The following is a 16,213-nucleotide window of genomic DNA, read 5'->3' on the forward strand; positions in this document are numbered from 1 at the left end:
AGTGGAGTCCCCAGAGGAGTCAGAGTTGCCCCTTCATCCGCACGTGGTCTGTTCGACCATCAGCTTTCGCCGGCAGCCCTTGGATCGCGCGCTGTCCGTCATTAGCGAGCTCGGATTCGCGGAGGTCGATCTCGGAGCGCTACCGGGCGTGTGCGACCACGTGCCCTACGACCTCACGGGCGAAGCCGTCGGGAGGGTCGCCGAGACCTTTCAGCGCTTCGGGTCGACAGTCCGCTCGATCAACGCCGACATCGGGGATCTCAATCGTGCGCTCGACGAGGGAGAGCGCGCGGGTCGCGAGGCGCACCTGTGTCGTCTGCTCGAACTCGCCGACTCCGTCGGCGCGCAGGCGATCGTGCTGCCGTGCGGCTCTCAGGGCCAGGAACCCCTCGATGGCCTGAGGGCAGATGTCTCGCGCGTCGCCAGTGCCCTGCGGTGGGCGGCACAGATCGCCTACGGCCGTGGCGTCCAGATCTGGGTCGAGGCCCAGCACTCAGGCCGGCTCTGCCACAGCCGCGAGCGCGCCGACCTCCTTCTGACCGAGCTCGAGGACAGCGACGTCCGCACCGTTCTCGATGTCAGCCATGTTGTCGCCGCTGGGGATGACATTCCCAGCTGGATCGAGCGCTGGGGACACCGCATCGCCCACGTCCACCTCCGTGATGCACGCCCTGGAGACATCCACCTGACACCCGGCAACGGCGATGTGGATTTCCCTGCCGCGATCGCAGCGCTCAAGAGCGCCGGATACGCGGGCGCCTACTCCCTCGAACTGGAGACCGCCGACGTGGCGGAAGAAGACCGACCGGCGGCGGCCCTGCGCGCCGGCACTTTCATCTCCTCCCTTCTCTGACCGCACCCGCACGAACGGAACTGACTCCATGGATCTCTCACCTGCCACTCCGCGCACCGCCGTCGTCACCGGCGCCGGCTCTCCGCGAGGCCTCGGGCGAGCCGCAGCCCGCCGGTATGCCCGCGAAGGGTGGGCGGTCGTCGTCGCCGACCTCGACGCCGAAGCTGCCGCGGGCACAGCTGCCGACATCTCCGAAGAATTCGGGACGCCGGTTCTGGCGCACCAGGTGGATGTCGCTGCGGCCGACTCGGTCGATGCGCTGCACGCGGCAGTTCACGCTGCGGACCTGCCGCCTGTCGGCGCCGTGGCGACGATCGCCGGTGTCGCGTCCCCGACGCCCTTCCTCGAAGTCACTCCCGAACTGTGGGAACACGTCTTCGCTGTGAACTCGACCGGGACCTTCCTCACGGTGCGCGCATTCGTACCGGACATGATCGACGGTGGCTATGGCCGAGTGGTGACGATGTCCTCGGTCTCGGCTCAGCAGGGAGGCGGGGTCTTCTCGAAGACCCCGTACTCCGCTGCGAAAGCTGCGGTACTGGGCTTTACGCGGTCTCTCGCCCGCGAACTCGCTCCCTACGGGATCACCTGCAATGCCGTCTCACCCGGAGCAGCAGACACCGACATCCGCGCAGGAGCGACCGACGAGAACCGCGAAGCAGCGTTGTCCGCTTCGATCCCCCTGGGCCGGCAGGCCGCGCCCGACGACATCGCAGCCCTGATCGTCTTCCTCTCGAGCGAGGACGCCTCGTACATCACGGGCACCACCCAGAACATCAACGGCGGCGCGTACATCGCGTGAGTGCCCCCGCACGTCGTGCGTGGCGGAAACCGAAGGAGGTACCGGCATGGACCGCATCTTCAGGGTCGGGACGAAAACCCTCGACGTGGTCGAAAGGGTGGTGATGATCGCTGCCCTCGTCGCCCTGGGAGGGATCGTGCTCACGGTCTTCTGGCAGGTGGTCGCCCGATATCTGATCTCTCAGTCGACTGCCTGGGCGCCAGAGCTCGCCCAGACGGCCTTCGTCTGGACCGCGCTGCTCGCGATACCGCTGGGAGTGCGCCGTGGTCGGCACATGCTCGTGGACATCTGGCGCGGGCGCTCCGTACGAGTGCAGAAGATCGTCTCTGCCCTCGCGTCGGCGGTGGTGATCGGCATCTGCGCCACGCTCGTCCTCTACAGCCTGGAGATGCTCGCCACGTCGTTCCAGCGCGACCTGCCCAGCCTCGGCATCTCCTCGGGATGGCAGATGCTCGCCGTGCCCGTCGGCTTCGGTCTCTGCATCCCCTTCCAGCTCGAAGTCCTCCTACGCCAGCTCGTCACATCGGCCGCCAGCCCGGCGGACCGCCTCGAGCAGACTCTCTGAATCGGGAAGGAACAAAAGGCCATGGGTGGAATGCTTCTGGGCTCCTTCGGTACAGGAATCCTTGCCCGCGTACCAGTCGGCTTCGCATTGGCCGGAGCCTCACTGCTCACGCTGTACCTGATGACCGGTAACAACATGGCCATCGGTGCACAGCGCATCGTGGCCGGTATCACGCCATACCCTCTGTTGGCCGTGCCCCTGTTCATCCTCGCCGGCGGACTGATGAACGTGGGCGGGATCTCCAAGCGGCTGCTCGGACTCGCCGACGCCATCGTCGGTCGATTCACCGGCGGCCTGGCACAGACGAACGTGCTGTCCTCCGTGTTCTTCGGCGGACTCTCCGGCTCATCGGTCGCCGACGTCTCCTCTCTGGGCCGGATCCTCATCCCGGCGATGAAGGAACGCAACTACACCGGCGCGTACGCCGCCGGAGTGACGGCGGCCTCCGCCATCGTCGCCCCGATCCTTCCGCCCAGCATCACTCTCATCCTCTACGGAGTCGTCACCGGCACGTCGATCGGGCAGCTCTTCTTCGCGGGTCTGATCCCGGCTGTCATATACATGGCGGTGCTCATGACCACGGTGTACGTGACGGTGAAGCGGCGAGGATTCGATCTGGAGTCGAGCCGGACCATTGACCCGACCGAGATCGGCCGAACCCCGAAAGAGGACATCCCCGCCTTCTTCCCGGCGCTCTTGCATGCCATCCCCGCTCTGATGCTGCCCGTGCTGATTCTCGTCGGGATCCGCGGTGGCATCTTCACCCCGACGGAGGCGGCAGCGGTCGCGGTGGCCTATGCCCTGATTGTCGGCGCCTTCGTCTACCGCGAACTGACCCCCTCGAAGATCGTCCAGGCGATGAAGGACTCCATCGGCCTCATCGGACTGATCCTGCTCGTGATGGCCTCCGCCCAGCTGTACTCGTGGGCGCTGACCTCGGGAGGGGTGCCGCAAGCGGTAGCGGGTGCACTGCTGGAGCTCTCTGACAGCCCCATCGTCTTTCTCCTCCTGATCAACGTGCTCCTACTGGTCGTCGGGATGTTCATCGAGGCCAACGCCGCCATCATCATCCTGATCCCGATCCTGTACCCGGTCGCGATGGAGCTCGGCATCGACCCGTTGCACCTGGGGATCGTGATCGTCGTGAACATGGGGCTCGGGCTGGTGACGCCTCCGGTGGGCCTCAATCTCATGCTCGCCTCCGAAATCGCCGAGGTCGACATCTTCCAGGGCGCCAAGGGTGTCTGGCCCTTCTTCGCCTCCGGCGTGGTGTTCCTACTGCTTCTGACCTATGTCCCCGTACTGAGCACCTGGTTGCCCAGCGTCACGTTCTGACCCAGCGGCGGGCAATCCCGCCCGTCGCACCGCCTCCTATTCGATGGAGTGTTCAACGATGATTACTCGCCGACAGACTCTCAACGGCATGGCAGCGCTCGGAGCGTCCTCGCTCGCCCTCGCGGGGTGCTCTGGACTGCGCCCCAGCAATAGCAACGGTGGATCCGACGGCAGTGGGGCCGGATCCCAGACCCTCGTGCTCGGGCACGCCGGATCGGAGACGGACCCCCGCCAACAGGGTTCGGAGCAGATCAAGGAGCTGATCGAGGAACGAACCGACGGTCGGCTGACGGTGGAGATCCACGCGAACTCCACCCTGGGCTCCTGGGAGGACATGATCGAGGGCCTTCAGCTGGGCACGACCCACATCGTGATCGAGTCGATCCTTGCCCTGGAGTCGTATACGGAGCTCGCCGCCGTCGAGACCACGCCGTTCCTCTACGAGTCCGACGAGCAGTTCTTCGAGGTCTGGAACGGGGCGCTCGGCGATGAGATCAAGACGGCGCTCACAGAAGAGACGGGCTTCGAGCTCCTCGGGAACATGTTCCGCGGTGCACGGAACCTCACCGTGAATCAAGAGGTCTCCACACTCGATGACCTCGCGGGCCTCACGATCCGCACCCCCTCGACCCAGACCATGGTGGAGACGTGGGAGCTGCTCGGCGCACGCGCCGAGGCGATGCCCTGGGACGAGGTGTACTCCGCCCTCGAGCAGGGCGTCATCGACGGCCAGGAGAACCCTTTGGACGTCGCGACCTTCAACTCCCTCTACGAAGTGCAGTCCCACCTCACGCTGACTGAGCACATGTACGCCAACTATCACTTCCTGATGTGGGGCGATACCCTCGCCGGCTTCTCCGAGGAGGATCAGCAGATCATCCGGGAAGCAGCCGATGAGGTCGGCACCACCTACACCGAGCGCACTGTCACCAACCTCGAGGAGTACCGCACCACGCTGGAGGAGGAGGGGATGACGATCGTCGAGCTCGAGGACCGGGAGGCGTGGGTCGCCCAGGTCGAGCCGCTCATCGAGGGGATGCCCGATCAGGTCACCACCTGGGTGGAGCAGATCCGGAGCGGCGCGTGAGCACGTCGATCGACACGGGCCCACGCGCCGGCACGGACACTGAGATGAGCGTCGTCGTCGTCGGGCTCGGCGCCATGGGCCTGCCCATGGCGCAGAACCTGGCACTGGCCGGATTCGACGTCACCGGTGTCGAACCGTCCCCGTCCAAGCGGGAGGCGGCCCGTGAGTTCCCGGTCGTCGACACGCTCGCGGACGCTCCGGCCGCAGAGGCCGTTCTGGTCATGGTCGCCACCGCGGAGCAGCTCACGGACGTGGTGGATGACGTGGCGGGTACTGCCCTGTCGAAGAGCACCTGGATCATCGCCGCGACCGTCGGCCCCGATGCCGCCCGCGCCGAGGCCGAACGTCTCCGGTGTGCCGGCGTGCGCGTTGTCGACGCTCCGGTAACCGGGGGTGTCGCCGGGGCGCGGACCGGCACGCTGATGATCTTCGTATCTGGTGCCGACGAGGACGTGCGCCGCGTCAGGTCCGTTCTGTGCGCTCTCGGCACCCCGGAGCCAGTAGGGGCCCAGGTCGGGGACGGGCAGGTGACGAAGATGGTCAACCAGCATCTGTGCACGATCCACCTCGCCGCCGCCGCGGAGGCACTGTCCCTCGCTGGGCGGCTAGGGCTCGACCGGGCCCGGACGCTCGACCTGCTCGGCCGCGGCGGTGCCGCCTCCTGGATGCTTGCCGATCGAGGCCCCCGGATGCTCTCGCCCGCGTCGATCGCCAACTCGACCGTGGACATTTTCGTCAAGGATGCCCGACTGGTCCAGGAGACGGCGGCACGTGCCGGCGCGCCGGTTCCCCTGCTCGACAGCGCCGGGAGCCGCTTCACGGTGGCGGCCGAGCGGGGGCTCGGGTCGGCGGATGACGCACAGATCATCACGCTCTACGACGGCGACGGCGATCACGGGGTCGAGGACTGATGAGCGCGAAAGGAGGAGTTCGGAGCATTCCAGAGGCGCACGTGCCTCCCAATATTTCCGTACCGCCTTAGCCCGGTCCTCCCGCTTGATCTCACGGGGCCTCTCGGGCGGCGCCGAACAACGACATCCACTACTGATACAGAGCGCGCTCCACCTGGCAAGGGCGGACGCCTCGATCTGAAAGGCACACCTATGAATCTGCACGAACTCCTGCGCGGACGGCAGGATGCGGGCGATCCCATCAAGATCGGCCTCATCGGAGCAGGCCGCTTCGGCACCATGTTCCTCTCCCAGGTACGCAACACCCCGGGCATGCACGTGGTCGGCATCGCCGACATCAACACCGAGCGCGCCCACGGGGCACTGGACCTGGTGGACTGGCCGAGCGATGCCGTGGCAGGCAGCGTCGAGGAGGCCCTGTCCGGCGGCGGCACCGCCGTGGTCGGCGACGCGGGGGCACTCCTCGATGTCGATCTCGATGTCATCGTCGAAGCGACCGGAAACCCGATCGTCGGCACCGACCACGCGTTGCGGGCGATCCGCGGCGGCAAGCACATCATCATGGTGACGGTCGAAGCTGACGCTCTGTGCGGCCCTGCGCTGGCCGCTGAGGCCAAGAAGGCCGGTGTCGTCTATTCCCTCGCCTATGGCGACCAGCCGGCGTTGATCTGGGAACTCGTGGACTGGGCACGCACCTCCGGCTTCACCGTGACCGCCGCGGGCAAGGGCGCCAAGTACCTTCCGCACTACCACCAGATGAATCCGGACAACGTCTGGGAGAACTGGGAGTTCTCGAAGGAGCTCACGGACTCGGGCCAGTTGAATCCCTATATGCACACCTCCTTCCGCGACGGCACCAAGGCCGCGATCGAGATGGCGGCCGTCGCCAACGCCGCCTCCCTCTTCCCCTCCGACGACGGTTTGACCTTCACGCCCGGAGATGTCGAGCAGATCGCCACGATCTGTCGCCCCGAGGCCGATGGCGGGGTGCTCCGACGCAATGGCTCCGTGGACGTGATGAGCTCGGTGACCCGGGACGGAGAATGGATCGAGCACAACACGCAGGAGGGCGTTTTCGTAGTGGTCGAAGCGACCAACGACTACGTCTCGAGCTGCTTCACCGAGTATCCGTGGCATCCGGACCCCTCCGGCCGCTACGCGGCGCTCTACCGTCCGTACCACTACGTGGGCCTGGAGCTCGGAATCTCGATCGCCAACGCCGTGCTCCGCGGTGTCGCTACCGGCAGCCCAGCAGGATTCTGCGCCGACGTCGTCGCGACCGCCAAGAAGGACCTCACCGCCGGCGATGTGCTGGACGGTGAGGGAGGATATTGCGTGTACGGGAAGCTGATCTCCGCGGAGACCTCGGTCGCTCGAGGGGCGCTTCCCGTCGCCCTCGCCCACCATGTCCCGCTGACTCGAGACGTAGCGGCCGGCGAGACCGTCACCTGGGACGATGTGGAGATGCCCGCCGGCATGGAGACGATTCTCGAGATGCGGAAAGCAACCGTTGACCTGTTGAAGAAGGCGAGCGACCCCGCGCTCGTCTGACCAGAGACCGCTGGTATCGGGGAAGCCCGCCGGTGGGGCGCAGCGGCCGATTCGGCGGCTGCGCCCCGACCGGGCGAGGCGCGACCAATCACTGCGAGCCGTGGGCAGGAGGCTCTGTGAGGCTCACGAACTCCGCGCATGAGCGGCCAGGCGACGTCTCCGAAGGAGGAACCATGGAGCATCCGGACGTGTCCGTGGTCGGTCTCGGCCCGATGGGGCATCCGATCGCGCACAATCTCTTGGCCGCACACAGAACGGTGGCGGTGTGGAACCGCACCCAGAGTCGCGGGGACGACCTCGTCGCGGCCGGCGCTCAGCGGGCCAAGACCCTTGAGGAGGCCGCTGCTCCGGTCATTCTGTCGGTCCTGCCGGATGTCCATCACCTGCGTGGGCTGCTCACGCCGTCGGTCAAAGCCGCGTGGGCGCGAGCGGGGGCTCGTCTGGTCGTGCTCTCGACCACTGGGCCGGACCAGCTCACGGCGCTGGCGGCGGAGCTCGACGTCGACGGGATCCGTGTCGTCGACGCGCCTGTCTCGGGCGGCGTCGCTGGCGCCAAGGCGGGTCGACTGTCGATCATGGTCGGCGGCGCCGCGGACGATGTGACCGCCGTGCGTGGTGCACTGGAGAGCATCGGGGAAACAGTCGTGCACCTCGGGCCACTGGGCAGCGGGGCCACGGCGAAGCTGTGCAATCAGGTGGTGGTCGCCGGCACTCTTGCCTCACTCGGCGAGGCACTCGGGTTGGCTCGGCGCAGCGGGCTGGACGTCGAAGCACTGCTTCCCCTGCTCGAGGGCGGGCTGGCGCGGAGTGAGGTCCTCGCCCAGAAGAAGCACAACCTCATCGCCCGCGACTATCCCTTGGGCGGATCGACCGCGAACCAGGTCAAGGATCTGCTGTACGCCGCGGAGGCTGCGGGCAGCGTGGAGCTGCGGGCGCGGTTGATCCCGGTGCTGATGGGGATGTTCGAGGATGCCGTGCAGGCGGGGCACGGCGAAGCGGACCATGCCGCGGTCCAGGAGGTGTTCCTCAACGCGGACGAGTGACAGGGTGTCGCGATGCAGGGGCGCCCCGAGCCCAGGCGCACCTCGGCGGGAGCGACGGCGCACGGGCGGTGGGCCGGGCGCCGCGGCGGACTATCCGGCGTGCTGCACTCAGGCTCGGGTTCGGGAGGACTGGACCCAGGTCCGCCTCGCCTCTGGTCGGGGAGCAGGATCCGCTCAGCGCTGTTGAACCTGCACACCTCGCATCGCACTGTGTGCACCCTGCACATCGCCCGGCTCCTCGAGAGTTCCTAACGTGTCCGGCAACCCCACTCGAGGAGAGCTGATGGCACGATCGGAACACGTCGACGATTACGCGCTCTCGCGCGTCCCCACTGCGGCGCGAAAGCACTGGTTCGGTATCGCGGTCCAGCGCTTCGGGCAGGTCTCGGCCCTCTCGCAGTTCCTGCTCGGCGCGACGCTGGGCTACTCGATGACGTTCATGGACGCCTTCTGGTCGATCCTCTTCGGCTCGCTCGTCGTCGAGGTGATCATGGCGATGGTGGGCATCGTCGCCATGAAGGAGGGCCTGAACACGGCACTGCTGGCACGGTGGACGGGCTTCGGCGAGGTCGGTGCTTCCCTCGTGGGCCTCGCGGTGGGAATCAGCCTGATCGGCTGGTTCGGCATCCAGTCGGCGATCTCGGCGGATTCGCTGAACACCTTGATGCCCGACCTGCTGCCCGTGTGGATCTGGAGCGTGGTCGTGGGTCTCGCCGTCACGGCCATCTGCGCATTCGGCTTCGTGGGTATGCAGTGGATCGCCAATGTCACCGTGCCGCTGTTTCTGCTGCTGGTGGGCTGGTCCGTGACCTCCCAGCTGTGGAAGCACGATCTCGGTGAGCTCGTGACCGGCGCTCCGGCCGGGCCTTCGATGTCGGTCGTCTCCGGATCTGCCCTCGTCGCTGGCGGCATCATGGTCGGCGCCATCATCACCGGCGACATGACCCGCTTCAACCGCTCCGGCGCGGACGTCATCAAACAGACCGTCGTGGGCACCAGCGCTGGTGAGTTCGGTATCGGACTGGCCGGCGTGCTGCTGGCGCATGCCGCGCGCACCGGCGACGTGGTCGCGATAATCACGACCTCGGTGGGTTTCGTGGGCCTGCTGATCGTCATCACCGGCACGCTGAAGATCAATGACTGGAATCTCTACTCCTCCGCCCTGGGCTTGGTGAACTTCGTATCGACCACGTTCCGGGTGAAGTTGAATCGGATGTGGACGACGATCGTGCTCGGCGTCGTCGGCACGATCCTCGGTGCCGCCGGAATCCTCGGTCAGTTCGAGTCGTTCCTCAGCTTGCTGGGCGTGGCCTTTCCGCCGATCGCCGGGATCATGGTGGCCGAGTACTTCGTCGTGAAGAAGTGGCGACCGGAACTGGAGGCATCCCGCTCCAGCGGCCTTCTGCCCGAGTTCGCGCCTCGCATAGTGCCCGCCACGCTCGTCATCTGGGCGGTCTCGGCGGTGATCGGCTACGTCGCCACCTGGGGAATCCCACCCGTGCTCAGCCTGCTGCTGGCGATGGTGCTGTACAGCATCGCGGGCAGGTTCGGCTGGGTACGCGGGGTCGGCACCGTCAAGACCCCTGGCACCCAGCCCCAGACCGTCGCGCCCTGACGCCTCTCTCACCGGACTACCCGAAGGACGAATCCTTATGCACATCGGAATCGACGTCGGCGGTACGAACACCGACGCCGTCCTCATGGACGGCACCACCACGCTGGTGGGCGTCAAGCACTCGACCACGGCAGATGTCACCACCGGCATCGTCCAGGCCATCGAGGCGATCCGCGCGCAGCACGCTTTCGACGGCGCCGACATCGACGCGGTCATGATCGGCACTACGCACTTCATCAACGCCCTGGTCGAGGCCAAGCGCCTGGCGCCCACGGCCGTCCTGCGCCTGGGCCTGCCCGCCACCCGCGCCCTGCCGCCGCTGGTGGACTGGCCCGAGGAGTTGACCGACGCGCTTCACGCCCGCCCCTATCTCGCTCACGGCGGCTACGAGTTCGACGGGCGCCCCATCTCCCCGCTGGACCCGGAGGAGCTCGCCGCTCACGCCCGCGACATGGCCGCCCACGGCATTCGCTCGGTGGCGATCTCCAGCGTGTTCAGCCCCGTCAACCACGACCTCGAGGAGCGGGCCGCCGGGATCATCCGCCAGGAGCTCGGCGAGGACGTCGCCATCTCCCTCAGCCACGAGATCGGCCGCATCGGTCTGCTGGAGCGCGAGAACGCCACGATCATCAACGCCGCCCTGCGGGAGCTCGCCGGCGAGATCGTCGACGGACTCACCGCAGCGGTGCGGGCCAACGGCATCCAAGCCCCGATCTACCTCAGCCAGAACGACGGCACGCTCATGGACGAGGATTTCGTACGCCGCTACCCGGTGGCGACGTTCGCCTCCGGCCCCACCAACTCGATGCGCGGCGCCGCGGCTACCAGCGGCCTGACCACGTGCGCGGTCATCGACGTCGGCGGCACCACGGCCGACGTCGGGCTGCTGATCGGCGGCTTCCCCCGCGAGACCGCCAACGAGGTCAAGGTCGCCGGCATCCGCACCAACTTCCGCATGCCCGACGTGCTCTCGATCGGTATCGGCGGCGGCAGCATCGTCGACGTCGAGACCGCCGAGGTGGGGCCCGAATCGGTGGGCTACCGCCTCACCACGGAAGCGCTGGTGTTCGGCGGCTCCACCCTGACCGCGACGGACATCGCCGTGGCCGCAGGACGCGCCGAGGTCGGCGACCCCGCCCTGGTCGCGCACCTCGACCCGGCACTGGTCGAGCGCGTCCTGGCACGGATCGCCGAGCGCGTCGCCGAGGCGATCGACCGCATGCGCACCTCGCCCGCACCGCTCCCGGTCGTCGTGGTGGGAGGCGGCTCGGTACTGCTGCCGGATGAGCTGCCGATCTTCGGCGCCGTCCACCGGCCCGAGAACTTCTCCGTGGCCAACGCGATCGGCGCCTCCATCGCACAGGTCGGCGGCGAGATCGACTCGGTCACCTCCATCGCCGCGGGCACCCGCGAGGAGACCATAGCGGCGGTGAAGCAGGAGGCCACGGAGAAGGCGGTCGCCGCCGGGGCCCGCCCCGAGACCGTCTCGATCGTCGACTTCGACGAGGTTCCGATCCCGTACCTGCCCGGCAACGCCACTCGGCTGCGCGTCAAAGCCGTCGGCGACCTCGAGATGAGGGCTCGATGACCGGCAGCATCGCAATCGCGGACATCGACGACCTCGCGCGCGGCGCCGCGGTCCTCGGCGCCGGCGGCGGGGGTGACCCCTACATCGGCGCCCTACTGGCCAAGCAGGCCATCACACGCAACGGACCGGTCACCATGATCGCGCCCACGGACCTGCCCGACGATGCCGTCGTCGCGACCGTGGCCATGATGGGCGCCCCCACCGTGATGGTCGAGAAGCTGCCCAGTCTCGATGAAGTCATGGGTCCGCTGCGCGCTATGTCCGACTATCTCGGCAAGACGGTCACGCACGTGGCCTGCGCCGAGGTGGGCGGGGTCAACTCCACGATCCCCATCGCCGCCGCGGCCGCGCTGGACCTGCCGCTGTTGGACGCCGACGGGATGGGCCGTGCCTTCCCGGAACTGCAGATGGTGCTGCCGACCCTCTATGGCGTGGCCGCCTCCCCGCTGGCCTTCGCCGACGAGAAGGGCAACGTGGGGGTGCTGCAGACGGTCGACAACATCTGGACCGAACGTCTGGCGCGCGTAGCCGCTGTGGAGATGGGCAGCTCCATCATGATCGCCGGGTTCCCGATGCCTGGGCACACGGCCCGTGAGGCCATGGTGGCCGGCTCGCTGTCTCAGTGCCGCTCCGTCGGCGCCGCCATCCGCATCGCTCGCGACGAGAAGGCCGACCCGGTCGCCCGTGCCGCGGGGGTCCTCGGCGGCCGCGAGCTGTTCGCCGGCAAGGTCATCGACGTCGAGCGCGCCACCACCGCCGGCTTCGCCCGCGGCACCGCTCGTCTGGAGGGCGAGGGCACCCTGACTCTGCGCTTCCAGAACGAGCACCTCATCGCCGAGCTCGACGGCACCACGCTGGCCACCACCCCGGATCTGCTGATCGTGCTCGAGCACGACACCGGTGAACCGGTGACCACCGAGGCGTTGCGCTACGGCCAGCGGGTACGGGTGATCGCCGCTCCGGCTGACGAACGCTGGCACTCCGCGGAGGGTCTGGGGATGGTGGGCCCGGCCTACTTCGGCTACGACCTACCCGCCCACCGCTTCGACGGCACCATCTCGGAAGGATCGGAGGCAGTGGCATGAGCTGGACCCTGACCGCAGCGGACCTGCCCGACCTCGCCCGCGGCGCGACACTGCTGGGCACCGGAGGCGGCGGCGACCCCTACATCGGCTCCAAGCTGGTCGAGCGGGTCCTCGGCCACGGCGAGATCACAGTGCTGGACCCCGAGGACCTCGACGACGACGCCTTCGTCATCCCCACCGCTCAGATGGGCGCGCCCACCGTGATGGTCGAGAAGATCCCCGCCGGGACCGAGCCCACGCTGGCCCTGCGCACCCTCGAATCGCATCTGGACCGGACAGCGGATGCGACCATGCCGATCGAGTGCGGCGGAATAAACTCGATGATCCCCTTCGTCGTCGCCGCCGAGACCAGTCTGCCCGTGGTCGACGCCGACGGCATGGGGCGCGCCTTCCCCGAGCTGTCGATGGAGACCTTCGCGGTCTACGGTGTGCACGGCTCGCCGCTGGCCCTCGCGGGGGAGCGCGGCGAGACGGTCGTGATCGATACGGCTGAAGACGACCGGCAGATGGAGTGGCTGGCGCGTGGCGTCACGATTCGCCTGGGCGGCGTCGGACACATCGCCGAATACGCCATGTCCGGAGCTGACGTGCGCCGCACCGCCGTGCCCCGCACGATCTCCATGGCTCTCGCCCTGGGGCGCGCGATCCGGCAGGCGCGGGAGCAGAAACGCTCTCCGTTCGACGCGATCGCCGACGTCCTCGCGTCCACCCTCTATTCGCACGTGCGTGAACTCTTCGTCGGCAAGGTCACCGACGTCGAGCGTCGTACCACGGAGGGCTTCGCCCGTGGTCGCGCCCACATCGAGACTCTCGATGGGGCCGGTGAGCCGCTCGAGATCGCCTTCCAGAACGAGAATCTCACCGCCCATCGGGGCGCGGAACTGCTGGCGATCGTGCCGGATCTGATCTGCGTGGTCGACCACGAGTCGGCCGAGCCGATCACTACCGAGGGGCTGCGCTACGGCCGGCGGGTGCGGGTGCTGGGCATTTCCACGCCCGAGCTGATGCGCACCCCGGAGGCGCTGGCCGCCTTCGGCCCGTCGGCATTCGGGCTCGAGGAGGACTTCGCGCCGGTCGAACGGCTCTGAGGCCACGAGCCCGGGCGCCCGGCGCTCATAGACTGACGGTCATGGTCAGGCAGCTCGCGCATGCGGATATCGAGGCGCTCGCCCACGGGAGCGCGCTGCTCGGCTCGGCAGGGGGCGGCGCCACCACCTATCTTGAGCTGCTGGTGCAGGGTCTGCCCCTTCCCGTCGACCTCCACGACCCCGACCAGCTCGATCCGGAGACGCCCTGCGTGGCCGCGGCCTTCGCCGGATCCACGATGGTCCTGGCCGAACGTCTGCCCGGCGACCACGCGTTCGCACCGCTGATGGACGCCGTCGACCGGTGGACGGGGCGCCCGGCCACCGCCATCTGCTCGCTGGAGATCGGTGGCATGAACGGACTGACTGCGCTGGTCGCCGCTGATGGCCGCACGCTGGTCGACGCCGACTGCATGGGCCGCGCCCTGCCCGGGATCGACCAGCTCAGCCTCGCCGTGGACCGTCTGCCGGGGCTGGTGTTCGCCGCCGCGACCCGTTCCGGCGTGGTGGTGACACAGACCGGCGAGCCGGCCGAGGCCGAGGCGATCGTGCGCTCCGCTCTGGCCGAGGCCGGCGGCACCGGGCCCATTCTCGCCGGCGGCTTCACCGTCGGTGACCTGATCGAGCACGCCGTCCCGGGCGCGATCAGCGGAGCCCTCGATCTGGGCCGCGCGGCGCTGGAGGCGGCCGAGGAGCCACTGACCGAATACGCGCGGGCGCTCGGTGGGCGCCTGGTGGCCAGCGGCCGCATCCGACAGGTCGAATCCACCGAGGACCCCCAGGTGCAGTGCTTCGCCATCGAGGGCGACGCAGGCGAGGTCCACCGGCTGATCACCCGTACCGAGACGCTCGCGGTGACGACGGACGGGCAGCTGGTCGCCGGAGCCCCGGACGTGCTGGCCGTGATCGATGCCCGCACCCGTGCCGTGCGGGAGGTACCCCAGCTGGGCCTGCTGCAGCAGGTCGCGGTGATCGAACTGCCGATCGCCTCCTGGTGGCGTCACGACCCGGCTCGCCTGGCCCACGTCCTGCCCTCCCGGTACGGCGTTCCCCGACTGGATCGCTACGACACGGCGGGCAGCGCCGAGGACACAGGCAGTGCCTCCGGTGCGGAGTGCTCGCACGGTGCAGACCGACGGAACGACTCGGACCACGCCGCATGAATGCCCTCGACCTCGCCGGTCTTCTGGCCGAACCCGATAACGGGGGAGCGGTCCACGTCGCCGGGCCTGCGGTGGCAGAATGGCAGCGCGCAGAGATCGCGCAAGCGGCCGACGAGCTACGGCCCGGTGGGGGCCGTCTGGCGATCATCACCCATCCTCTGCCGCGGGAATCCTGGCGCGTGGACGCGCTGCTGCGGCGCGTCTGCGACCGCGGGTACTCCGGCCTCGCACTGCCGGGGGCCGAGGAGATCGACGAGAGCTCGCGGCGGCTCGCGGACCGGCTGGATCTGGTGGTGCTCGCGGCCCGGGAGCCCTTTGTCCTGGCCGAGGCGACCTGGCGGATCTCAGAGGCGCGCGGAGCTCTGTCGTTGGATCGCGTCGGCCGGTTGGCCACTGCGTTCCGCTACCCGGCCCGCGACCTGCGTGATCTGCTGGCACACTTGAGCGCCTCCGCCGGGTGCGGGATCGCCCTTCTGGATGCAGACGGCGTGCTGGAGGAAGCCGGCGGCACCCTCGGCAGGGCGAGCGAGGCGATCGACTGGAAGCCGTGGACAGATGTGCAGGTTACCGACGGGATGGCGGTCGCCAGCGTGCGTGTGGACCGGGCCTCGCGCGCCGGGCTGCGGTTGGCGTTCTTCGCCCCCGGGGTGAACCAGGCCCAGCGCAGCGCGATGGCCGTCGCCGCTCAGGTGGCGATGCCCGCCGTGGCCGCCCGGATCCTCATCGACGAGATCGACGCGGTCAGCGACGCCTCGGCCTCGGCCGAACTGCTGCGGGACTTCCTCGACCGTGCCGAGGGTGATCCCGGGGACGTCGCGCGGCGCATGGCCGAACGGGGTTGGCGCACCAGCGGGTACCACTTGGGGTTCCGAGTCGTGGGGCGATCACGCGTGATCACCAGCGACCTGCTGCGTCGGTCGATCGCGGCCCTGGGCGAGCTCGAGATCGAGAGCCACGTGACCACGATGGGCCAGGGGGTCACGGGCTGGCTGCGCTTCCCGACCCGGCCCGCGCCGGCCGAGGTGGACCATCAGGTGCGCGCGCTGCGCGCCGTCCATGGCCAGCTGCGGTCGACGTTCAACGTTGCCACCGGCGTGGGCTCGCTGCGGGCCGAGGAACCAGGGCTGGAGCTGACGTTGCGGGACGCGACGGAGGCCGCGCTGCTGGCTGCGGACCGCGAAGCCTCGGAGTGGTTCGTGCGCTTCGACGCCTTCGGCATCGAGCAGTTGCTGCTGGCCCGCACCGAGAGCGACACCTTCGTGCCGGCGGCCGAGGCGCTCCTGGCCCCTCTGCGGGAGGGTGATGATCAGCTTGTCGATACCCTGCACGCCTACCTCGAGCATGAATCAAACATCGCCGCCACCGCGGCGGCCCTTGGCCTGCACCGCAATACCGTGACCTCGCGGATGCGCCGCATCGAATCATTGATCGGGGCAGATCTCCACGACCCCTCGAGCCGGCTGGCGCTGCACCTGGCATGCCGAGCGGTGGCGCGGTGAGGACGTACTCTCGTGCGGGCCCGGCACGCTA

14 protein-coding genes are annotated in these 16,213 nt (G+C 68.5%); all 14 read left to right on the forward strand.

What is annotated here, in order from left to right; genetic code table 11:
- Positions 1 to 25 precede the first annotated feature (25 nt).
- The 14 genes from ACFQRJ_RS13385 (at position 26) to ACFQRJ_RS13450 (ending at position 16,182) form a co-directional block, all read left to right on the forward strand.
- A complete protein-coding gene (locus tag ACFQRJ_RS13385; RefSeq protein ID WP_377019664.1) occupies positions 26 to 853 on the forward strand; it encodes a sugar phosphate isomerase/epimerase family protein in 828 nt (275 codons plus the stop codon).
- Between the two features lie 28 nt (positions 854 to 881).
- Positions 882 to 1,655 (forward strand): SDR family NAD(P)-dependent oxidoreductase, encoded by a 774-nt coding sequence (locus tag ACFQRJ_RS13390; protein WP_377019665.1) that lies wholly within the window; start codon positions 882 to 884, stop codon positions 1,653 to 1,655.
- Positions 1,656 to 1,701: 46 nt separating this feature from the next.
- Positions 1,702 to 2,220, forward strand: coding sequence for a TRAP transporter small permease (locus ACFQRJ_RS13395; RefSeq protein WP_377019666.1), 519 nt, complete (start codon positions 1,702 to 1,704; stop codon positions 2,218 to 2,220).
- Between the two features lie 21 nt (positions 2,221 to 2,241).
- Entirely contained in the window at positions 2,242 to 3,555 is a 1,314-nt protein-coding gene (locus ACFQRJ_RS13400) for a TRAP transporter large permease (protein WP_377019667.1), read from the forward strand.
- A gap of 58 nt (positions 3,556 to 3,613) precedes the next feature.
- On the forward strand, positions 3,614 to 4,642 hold the full coding sequence (locus tag ACFQRJ_RS13405; protein WP_377019668.1) for a TRAP transporter substrate-binding protein: 1,029 nt from the start codon (positions 3,614 to 3,616) through the stop codon (positions 4,640 to 4,642).
- A gap of 44 nt (positions 4,643 to 4,686) precedes the next feature.
- Entirely contained in the window at positions 4,687 to 5,553 is an 867-nt protein-coding gene (locus ACFQRJ_RS13410) for an NAD(P)-dependent oxidoreductase (RefSeq protein ID WP_377019669.1), read from the forward strand.
- Positions 5,554 to 5,745: 192 nt separating this feature from the next.
- Positions 5,746 to 7,104 carry an NAD(P)H-dependent oxidoreductase gene (locus ACFQRJ_RS13415; protein ID WP_377019670.1) on the forward strand — a complete coding sequence of 453 codons (1,359 nt, stop codon included), beginning with the start codon at positions 5,746 to 5,748 and terminating at the stop codon, positions 7,102 to 7,104.
- A 173-nt stretch (positions 7,105 to 7,277) separates the two neighbouring features.
- The gene (locus ACFQRJ_RS13420; RefSeq protein ID WP_377019671.1) at positions 7,278 to 8,147 is read left to right on the forward strand and encodes an NAD(P)-dependent oxidoreductase; all 870 of its coding nucleotides are present in this window, start codon (positions 7,278 to 7,280) and stop codon (positions 8,145 to 8,147) included.
- 283 nt (positions 8,148 to 8,430) lie between these two features.
- The gene (locus tag ACFQRJ_RS13425; protein ID WP_377019672.1) at positions 8,431 to 9,762 is read left to right on the forward strand and encodes a purine-cytosine permease family protein; all 1,332 of its coding nucleotides are present in this window, start codon (positions 8,431 to 8,433) and stop codon (positions 9,760 to 9,762) included.
- A 37-nt stretch (positions 9,763 to 9,799) separates the two neighbouring features.
- Entirely contained in the window at positions 9,800 to 11,350 is a 1,551-nt protein-coding gene (locus ACFQRJ_RS13430; protein WP_377019674.1) for a hydantoinase/oxoprolinase N-terminal domain-containing protein, read from the forward strand.
- Entirely contained in the window at positions 11,347 to 12,435 is a 1,089-nt protein-coding gene (locus tag ACFQRJ_RS13435) for a DUF917 domain-containing protein (RefSeq protein ID WP_377019676.1), read from the forward strand. The genes ACFQRJ_RS13430 and ACFQRJ_RS13435 overlap by 4 nt, the downstream gene beginning before the upstream one ends.
- Positions 12,432 to 13,523, forward strand: a complete 1,092-nt coding sequence (locus tag ACFQRJ_RS13440) for a DUF917 domain-containing protein (RefSeq protein ID WP_377019677.1) — start codon at positions 12,432 to 12,434, stop codon at positions 13,521 to 13,523. The genes ACFQRJ_RS13435 and ACFQRJ_RS13440 overlap by 4 nt, the downstream gene beginning before the upstream one ends.
- Before the next feature lie 41 nt (positions 13,524 to 13,564).
- Complete coding sequence (locus ACFQRJ_RS13445; RefSeq protein ID WP_377019679.1) at positions 13,565 to 14,683, forward strand: DUF917 family protein; 1,119 nt, start codon at positions 13,565 to 13,567, stop codon at positions 14,681 to 14,683.
- Positions 14,680 to 16,182: a PucR family transcriptional regulator gene (locus tag ACFQRJ_RS13450; RefSeq protein WP_377019680.1), complete on the forward strand. Its 1,503-nt coding sequence runs from the start codon at positions 14,680 to 14,682 to the stop codon at positions 16,180 to 16,182. Before ACFQRJ_RS13445 ends, ACFQRJ_RS13450 begins: the two co-directional genes overlap by 4 nt.
- Positions 16,183 to 16,213: the final 31 nt, after the last annotated feature.

The organism is Brachybacterium sp. GCM10030252, from assembly GCF_042666535.1.
Lineage (GTDB): Bacteria > Actinomycetota > Actinomycetes > Actinomycetales > Dermabacteraceae > Brachybacterium.

Coding starts and splice junctions, on each gene's coding strand:
- ACFQRJ_RS13395 (WP_377019666.1), top strand. CDS start 1,702: ATGGACCGCATCTTCAGGGTCGGGACGAAAACCCTCGACGTGGTCGAA.
- ACFQRJ_RS13425 (WP_377019672.1), top strand. CDS start 8,431: ATGGCACGATCGGAACACGTCGACGATTACGCGCTCTCGCGCGTCCCC.
- ACFQRJ_RS13430 (WP_377019674.1), top strand. CDS start 9,800: ATGCACATCGGAATCGACGTCGGCGGTACGAACACCGACGCCGTCCTC.
- ACFQRJ_RS13415 (WP_377019670.1), top strand. CDS start 5,746: ATGAATCTGCACGAACTCCTGCGCGGACGGCAGGATGCGGGCGATCCC.
- ACFQRJ_RS13440 (WP_377019677.1), top strand. CDS start 12,432: ATGAGCTGGACCCTGACCGCAGCGGACCTGCCCGACCTCGCCCGCGGC.
- ACFQRJ_RS13435 (WP_377019676.1), top strand. CDS start 11,347: ATGACCGGCAGCATCGCAATCGCGGACATCGACGACCTCGCGCGCGGC.
- ACFQRJ_RS13450 (WP_377019680.1), top strand. CDS start 14,680: ATGAATGCCCTCGACCTCGCCGGTCTTCTGGCCGAACCCGATAACGGG.
- ACFQRJ_RS13420 (WP_377019671.1), top strand. CDS start 7,278: ATGGAGCATCCGGACGTGTCCGTGGTCGGTCTCGGCCCGATGGGGCAT.
- ACFQRJ_RS13445 (WP_377019679.1), top strand. CDS start 13,565: ATGGTCAGGCAGCTCGCGCATGCGGATATCGAGGCGCTCGCCCACGGG.
- ACFQRJ_RS13405 (WP_377019668.1), top strand. CDS start 3,614: ATGATTACTCGCCGACAGACTCTCAACGGCATGGCAGCGCTCGGAGCG.
- ACFQRJ_RS13390 (WP_377019665.1), top strand. CDS start 882: ATGGATCTCTCACCTGCCACTCCGCGCACCGCCGTCGTCACCGGCGCC.
- ACFQRJ_RS13410 (WP_377019669.1), top strand. CDS start 4,687: ATGAGCGTCGTCGTCGTCGGGCTCGGCGCCATGGGCCTGCCCATGGCG.
- ACFQRJ_RS13400 (WP_377019667.1), top strand. CDS start 2,242: ATGGGTGGAATGCTTCTGGGCTCCTTCGGTACAGGAATCCTTGCCCGC.